This window comes from Streptomyces sporangiiformans (assembly GCF_005768555.2).
Classification (GTDB): Bacteria; Actinomycetota; Actinomycetes; order Streptomycetales; family Streptomycetaceae; genus Streptomyces; species Streptomyces sporangiiformans.
In genome coordinates this window covers 83998-90421 of sequence record NZ_VCHX02000065.1, presented here as the reverse complement: position 1 = coordinate 90421, position 6424 = coordinate 83998, and the positions used below count along the sequence as shown (strand labels likewise).

The window sequence follows — 6424 nt, the reverse complement described above, 5'->3', positions numbered from 1 at the left end:
GAGGCCGTTCAGGCCGATAGCGGGGGTCTGGGGGCGCAGCCCCCAGGAACGGGATGGGACGGGTAGGGGCGGCGGGGGCGAAACAACCCCCTCAACCCCCCTTGCGGGAGCCGAACATCAGATGCCGCAGGGACGCCAGCAGCCCCCTGGCGTGGTGGACCGAGGAACGCGAGGGGGCGTCCGGCCGCGGGACTCCGTTGGCGGTCACCCGGCCGGACGGTACCTGGCGGACGGGACGGCTCCGGCTGAGCTCGTAGCGGACCGGGAGCAGCCGCAGGCCCCGCACCACGGGCCCGGACCGCCAGGGCAACTGGTCCGGCGGAAGGGTCAGTTCGACCTTGGAGAAGTACTCGAAGACACGGCCCACAGCCGTGGCCACGATCTGACCGGCCAACTCGCGCGCGGCACTGGGGCACTGGTGCGGCCCCGCACCCCACCCCAGATGGGCACGCGTACTGACCGTGGAGTCGACGAGGGGGGACCCGATCGCCATGAGGTCATGATGCGCGGCCGCGGCGGACGGCAGCACGACATCGCCGGCCCGGATCCAGAAGTTCCCGAGCCGTACGTCACGGGCCGCGAAGCGGAAACACAGGTTGGCCACGGGGGGATTGGCCAGCGCCGCCCGGTTGACGGTCTCGCCGATCAGCCCGGCCGACAGACTCCTGCGGACGGTCGCGTTGCCACGCAGCACCTCCAGCAGGGTGTTGCACACCATGTTGCCGGTGATGTCGTTGAGGTACACGGCGTTCATGAACAGCTCACGGCCGAGCTGTTCGTCGGAGAGGGACGGATCGGCCAGAAGCAGGTAGGAGGTGAGGTCGTCGCCGGGCACGGCCCGGCGGTGGGCGGCCAGCCGGGTCATGGCCGCCAGCGCCCTCCCCGTGGCGGGCCCCGCGTCGGGCCCGCCGTCGAGCATCCGCCACAGGTCCATGACCATCTCGTCGCCGAGTTCGACGGGGCAGCCGAACAGCCGGGTGGTGATCATCAGCAGCAACGGCCTGGTGTACTGCGCGGCCAAGTCCATGTAACCGGCGGAACCGGACTCGGCGGCGAGCAGGGCGAAGAGTTCGTCCGCGTACGCCACGACATTCGCCCTCAGCTCCCATCCCTGCGGGGTGCGCCCGTCCTGGAACGGGCCGAGAGCGGAGTGGAGGGTCCCCCGGGCGGCCAGATGCTCCTCGTCGTCCATGAACATCGTCTGCCGGACCTCGTATCCGGCGAGCAGCGGCCAGTCCTGCGGCAGCCGCCCCTCCGCCCGCGTCCGCCAGTACCGGATGTCCCGTCTCCACAGGCTCGCGTTGCGCAGCACCTCCAGGACCTCGCGGTAGTCGAGGACCAGCCACACCGGTACGCCCATCAAGCCGACCGGCGCCACCGGGCCGTAGGTGCGCCGCAGCTGCCCGTACACGCCGGCCGGATCGGTGTCGAAGGCCGAGGTCAGCAGCGGCTCGACGGGCAGCGACTCGAGCGGCGGCGCGTCGGCCGGGGCAGCGGCGAACGGGTGATGTTCCATGGCGAACACGCTTACCGCATCAGGCGCTTACAAGCTGTGACGTCGACGCCAACTGTTACGACTCGGTGATCCCCAAGGAGGATGTGGCGAGCCCCCCTCCGCATGTCAGAACGCCGCCGCCAGCGCCGGCGGCAGCTCCCCCGTGTGCACGATGCCCAGCGCCTGCGTGGCGCGCGTCAGGGCGACGTAGAGGTCACTCGTGCCGTACCGGGACGGCTCGACCACCAGGACCGAGTCGAACTCCAGCCCCTTGGCCTGACGCGGGTCCAGCAGGACGACCGTACGGGTCAGGTCGGGCTCCTTGCCCGCCGTGACGCCGTCCAGCCGCGCGGCCAGCGACCTGTGCAGATCACGCGGCGCGATCACCGCCAGACGCCCCTCGGCGGGGGTCAGTTCCGCGACCGCCTTCGCCACGGCCCCCGGCAGGTCGTCCGTGGCCCGCGCCCACGGCCGTACGCCTGTCGAGCGCACGGAACTCGGCGGCTCGAAGCCGGGATGCTCGGCGCGCACCACGGCCGCCGCGACGTCCATGATCTCGGACGGCGTGCGGTAGTTGACGGCGAGGCGGGTGTGCTCCCAGCGGTCCTCGACATACGGCTGGAGGATGCCGGCCCAGGAGCCGACGCCCGCGGCCTCGGCCGTCTGCGCGGGATCGCCGACGAGCGTCATGGACCGGGTGGGGCTGCGCCGCATCAGCAGCCGCCATGCCATCGGCGACAGCTCCTGCGCCTCGTCGACGATGATGTGCCCGAACGCCCAGGTGCGGTCGGCCGCGGCCCGCTCGGCGGCGCTGCGGTGGTCGTCCTCCTCCTGGCGCTCGGCCATTCGCTCGGCGTCGATGATGTCGTGCGCGGACAGGACCTCGGAGCCGTCGGGGTCGCCGTCCTCCTTGTCCTCGAACTCGTACGTCCGTGAGGCGTACGAGATGTCCAGCACGCTCTGCGCGTACGCGATGTGCTCGTTGCGTTCCCTCTCGGCCGCGGCCCTCGCCAACCGGTCGTCCTCGCCGAGGAGTTCGGCGGCCTCGTCGAGGAGCGGGACGTCCGCGGTGGTCCACGCTCGCGTCACCCTGCGGCGGATCGCGGCGGCGTCGGGCTCGCTGACGAAGCCGTCCGGCTCGGCGAGGAAGTCGGCCACCAGGCGCTGCGGGGTCAGGCGCGGCCACAACTGGTCGATGGCCGACCAGACTTCCGGGTTCTCGGCCAGCTCGTCACGGATCTGTGTGATGTCGCTGGCGTCGAGCAGGTTCGTGCCGTCGTACGGATCCGTGCCGATCCGCTCGGCGACCATGTCGGTGAGGGTGTTGAGGATGTGGCCCTCGAAGTGCTCGCGGGCGGCGTTGTGCTGCAGCTTCGCCTCGCGCGTGCGCTCGCGGGCGACGCGTACGAGATCGTCGTCGAGCATCAGGACGTCCCGGTCGTGCTCGATGGCGATCACCGGGTCGGGCAGGGCCTGGCGGTCGCTCACGACGGCGGCGAGGACGTCGGCCATGTCGGCGCGGCCCTTCACGGCCGCGGCCTCGGGGGTGTCGATCGCGGTCGCCTTTACACCGGGGTAGAGCTCGCCGACGGTCGAGAGCAGCACGCCGGTCTCGCCGAGTGAGGGCAGGACCTCGCCGATGTAGCCGAGGAACGCCGGGTTGGGGCCGACGATCAGGACGGCCCGCTTGGCGAGCAGCTCCCGGTGTTCGTAGAGGAGATACGCGGCCCGGTGCAGCGCGACAGCGGTCTTGCCGGTGCCGGGTCCGCCCTCCACCACCAGCACCCCGCGGTACGGGGCGCGGATGATGCGGTCCTGCTCGGCCTGGATGGTCTGCACGATGTCGCTCATGCGGCCGGTGCGCGCGGAGTTGAGGGCGGCGAGGAGGACGGCGTCTCCGGTGGGGTCCTCGTGCCCGGTGCGCTGCTCGTCCCCCAGGTCGAGGATCTCGTCGTGCAGGGCGGTGACGGCGCGGCCCTCGGTGGTGATGTGCCGGCGGCGGCGCAGGCCCATCGGGGTGTGGCCGGTGGCGAGGTAGAAGGGCCGGGCGACCGGAGCCCGCCAGTCGATCAGGATCGGGGTGTGCTCGGCGTCGTCGGCGCGGATTCCGATACGCCCGATGTGGTGGGTGGTTCCGGTGGTCCGGTCGATACGGCCGAAGCAGAGGGAACCGTCCACCGCGTTCAGCGCGGCGAGCAGCCCTGAGCGCTCGGCGACCAGGACGTCCCGCTCCAGGCGGGCCTGCATCGGCGTACTGCCCTGCGCGAGGGCGTCCGCCACGGCGGCCTCGGTGCCGCCGCGCAGGGCGTCGACGCGTGCGTACAGTCCGTCGATGAATTCCTGCTCGATGCGCAATTCATCGTCCGGAAAATCGGTGTTTGACAATTCCACTCCCGCCCGGATATACTGTGTTCATTGAACTGCTTTGCGACTCTGCGTCTTTGAAGTCGTGAACTATCGAATATACGTAAAGAAATCCCCCGAGCGCAATTGCTCGGGGGATTTCTTGTGTCGCATGCCCGTTGTTCGAGGGCGTTGTTCCAAGGTTCAGATCACGTCGGACAGCTCCTCCAGCAGCCGCCGCTTCGACCTCGCCCCCACCATCGACTTCACCGGCTCGCCGGCCCGGAACACCATGAGCGTGGGCATCGACAGCACCCCGTAGGCGTTCGTGGTCCCCGGGTTCGTGTCCACGTCCAGCTGGACCACCTTGAGCCGGTCGCCCTCCTCGAAGGCGATGGCGCTCAGTACCGGCGCGATCTGCCGGCACGGCGGGCACCAGTCGGCGGTGAACTCCACCAGCACGGGCAGATCGGCCCCGATCACCTCCGCCTCGAAGTCCACGTCCGTCACCTCAGCCACGCCTGCCGCCTTGATCACCGCGTCCGCCCTCCCAGTTCGCATACGGGTTCCGGACCCCCCGGAACCTCCGCACCGGCCGCCAGCTCGTCGCGCGCCTGCTCGGCCTTCGCCAGCTGCGCACCGACCTGGGCCCTTACGGCCTGCAACTCGCCGATCAACGCGTCGAGTTCGCCCACCTTGCGCCGGTAGACGGCGAGCGAGGCCGGGCACGAGTCGCCCTCCGGGTGCCCGGCTCGCAGACACTCCACGAAGGGCCGGGTCTCCTCCAGGTCGAATCCGAAGTCCTGCAACGTCCGGATCTGCCGCAACAGCCGCAGATCGTCCTCGTCGTACGTGCGATACCCATTGGCCCCACGCCGCGCGGGCAACAGCCCCCGCGCCTCGTAATACCGAAGCGCCCGCGTGGTGGTCCCGGCCCGCGCCGCCAACTCGCCGATTCGCATACCGCGACGGTAATCCTTGACGCCGACGTCAAGGCAAACAGGTCACTCGCCCTCGGCCGACAGCCACTCCACGTCTTCTTCCTCGTCCGCGCCTTCTTCCCCGTCCGCGTCCTGCCCGGAGGGCCGTACGCCCAGCAGGCGGCGGGTCAGGTGGTCGCGGTCCGAGAGGAGTTCGTCGGCCGCCGTGCGCAGGTCCTCCGCGTCCGTGCGGTCCGCCTCGCGTTCTGCCGAGATCAGGACGGCCCGGCGGACGAGTTCCTTGGTGAAGGACGCCGTCGTGCCCTCCGTGCGGGCCACCACCTCGTCGGTGATCTCCTTGCCGAGGCCCAGCGAGGAGCCGTACAGGTGGAGGAGCCGGGCGCGGCCCTCCGCGTCCGGGAGCGGAATCTCGACCGCCAGGTCGACGCGGCCGGGGCGCTGGACGAGGGCGGGTTCCAGGAGGTCGGCGCGGTTGGTGGTGAGGAGGAAGGCCACATCGGCGTCGTCGCCGAGACCGTCCATCTCGTTCAGCACCTGGAAGAGGAGCGGCTGTTCGCCGCCGCCGTAGTCGCGGGCCTCGGCGATCAGGTCGCAGTCCTCGAGGATCACCAGCGCGGGCTGGAGCATGCGGGCGAGCGCGCACGCCGGGCCGATGGCGCCGATGCTCGTACCGGCGAGCACCACGACCGTGAACTCCGACAAGTGGGAGAGGAGATAGCGGATCGTGTGGGTCTTGCCCGTGCCCGGCGGCCCGTACAAAAGCAGTCCGCGCCGCAGATGCTGGCCCGCGGCGCGCAGCCGCTCGCGCCGCCGGGCCACCCCGACGACCTGCCGCTCCACCCGCTCCAGAAGTCCCGACGGCAGCACGATCTCGTCGCGGGTCAGCGCGGGCCGGCGGTGGAAGCGGAACGGCCCGAGGCCCTCCCCGAATTCCGAGCCCTCGAAGGAGAGGATCTGGCCGCGGAAGATGTTGTGCTCGCGCATCAGCGTGTCGATCTCGGCGAGCAGACGGTCCGCGAACTCCTTTTCCCGGGCCAGTACTTCGATCTCCACCTTGTTGCGCCCGTACTCGTCCGCCGGACCGCGCAGCAGCACCGCGAACCGCTCCTCACCCTCCTGACCGAGGTAGAACCCGACGGAGACGCAGGCGAGTTCCTCGTCCGGGGACACCGGCAGATGCGCGTAGTCGACCGCCCCGAGCACGAACCGGTCGTAGCGGTCCGCCGATTCGAGGATCTCTCCCAGCGTGAAGTCCCCCCGGTGTTCCGCGCCGGTCATCCCGATCAGCTCGTACGCCCGCCCCTCCGCGGCGAACCAGCGCTCCAGCGCCAGATGCACGTTGGGCAGGTCGTACGAGGGATACGCGGCCTTGATCACCGGCTGGTCCCGCGGCGCGCTCCCCAGATGCGCGCGCAGCCGCTCGGTGAGGTCACGGCCCTCCCTGTCCGTGCGCTTGGGCCGCGCGACCGCCGCGAGGAACTCATGGAAGAGGTCGCTCACCTCGTCCATCGACAACGGCCGCCCGTCGGCCGGCAACGGCGTACGAGCCGGCTCGTACGCCGCGTACTCCCCCGTGCCCATGAACTCCGACCTGTCCCCCATGCCCGCCTCCGTGCCAGTCCGTCCCGCCTGCGGCAGTTCCAGC

At 70.7% G+C, this 6424-nt stretch carries 5 protein-coding genes; all 5 read right to left on the bottom strand.

The features are described from left to right. Positions 1 to 91: 91 nt before the first annotated feature. Complete coding sequence (locus FGD71_RS06245; RefSeq protein ID WP_119099378.1) at positions 92 to 1516, bottom strand: cytochrome P450 family protein; 1425 nt, start codon at positions 1514 to 1516, stop codon at positions 92 to 94. A 105-nt stretch (positions 1517 to 1621) separates the two neighbouring features. Beyond that, on the bottom strand, positions 1622 to 3880 hold the full coding sequence (locus FGD71_RS06240; protein WP_420878240.1) for a HelD family protein: 2259 nt from the start codon (positions 3878 to 3880) through the stop codon (positions 1622 to 1624). Between the two features lie 162 nt (positions 3881 to 4042). Beyond that, positions 4043 to 4375 (bottom strand): thioredoxin family protein, encoded by a 333-nt coding sequence (locus FGD71_RS06235; protein ID WP_276147119.1) that lies wholly within the window; start codon positions 4373 to 4375, stop codon positions 4043 to 4045. Beyond that, positions 4372 to 4800: a MerR family transcriptional regulator gene (locus tag FGD71_RS06230; RefSeq protein ID WP_119099369.1), complete on the bottom strand. Its 429-nt coding sequence runs from the start codon at positions 4798 to 4800 to the stop codon at positions 4372 to 4374. Before FGD71_RS06230 ends, FGD71_RS06235 begins: the two co-directional genes overlap by 4 nt. A gap of 42 nt (positions 4801 to 4842) precedes the next feature. Further along, a complete protein-coding gene (locus FGD71_RS06225) occupies positions 4843 to 6381 on the bottom strand; it encodes an AAA family ATPase (RefSeq protein WP_240436419.1) in 1539 nt (512 codons plus the stop codon). Positions 6382 to 6424 lie beyond the last annotated feature (43 nt).